Source organism: Streptomyces sp. XM83C (assembly GCF_023072675.1).
GTDB classification, from domain to species: Bacteria; Actinomycetota; Actinomycetes; order Streptomycetales; family Streptomycetaceae; genus Streptomyces; species Streptomyces thermocoprophilus.
Map to the genome: position 1 here is coordinate 1 of NZ_JALLGL010000652.1, position 624 is coordinate 624.

Sequence of the window (624 nt, forward strand, 5' to 3'; positions counted from 1 at the left end):
CCGTGGTCCCGACCCCGGAACCCTGACCGGGGCGCCGCCGGCGTTCAGGTCGCCGACGGCGCCCCGATCAGTCCCCCCGGCCCCGCCGTCGCGTCGGCCCACGCCGGGCCGCAGTCGCCGGCCGCGGGGAGGGGGCGTGTCGGCGGGGGGTGCCCGCCCGCAGCGTGCGGCGAGAACGCAGGGCAGGGATCTGAGAGGCAGAGCGTCGCACCGAGGACGGACACCCCCGTCGCGCACCCGACCCACCCACAGCGGGTGCAACCGCGACCACGCACCCACAGACGCAGGCCGCCGCAGGCACTCAGGGGCGCTGCGCGAGAACCCCCCACCGGCCCGCAGGTGGACATGACGGCCCCGCTGCGACGAGGGGCGCGGGAACTGCGCGAATGCCCCCACCGGCCCGTAGGTGAGAACGAAACCGCAGCCGGGACAAGGGGCGCGGGGGAACCGCGAGAAAGGGGGCACCCGTGGCCGGAAACCGACAGGGTAATGTGCCCCGGTGACCACGCAATCGAACACACCCGCAGGCTGGTACCCCGACCCGCACGGCGCACCCCAGACGCTCCGTTACTGGGACGGCGCCCAGTGGACCCAGCAGACCACCCCCGCCCAGCAGCCCGCCCC

The 624-nt window shown here is 75.8% G+C and carries 1 protein-coding gene; it reads left to right on the forward strand.

What is annotated here, in order from left to right; genetic code table 11:
- Window positions 1–499: 499 nt before the first annotated feature.
- On the forward strand, window positions 500–624 hold a 125-nt coding region (locus tag MTQ10_RS30930; protein WP_247474136.1), incomplete at its 3' end, for a DUF2510 domain-containing protein.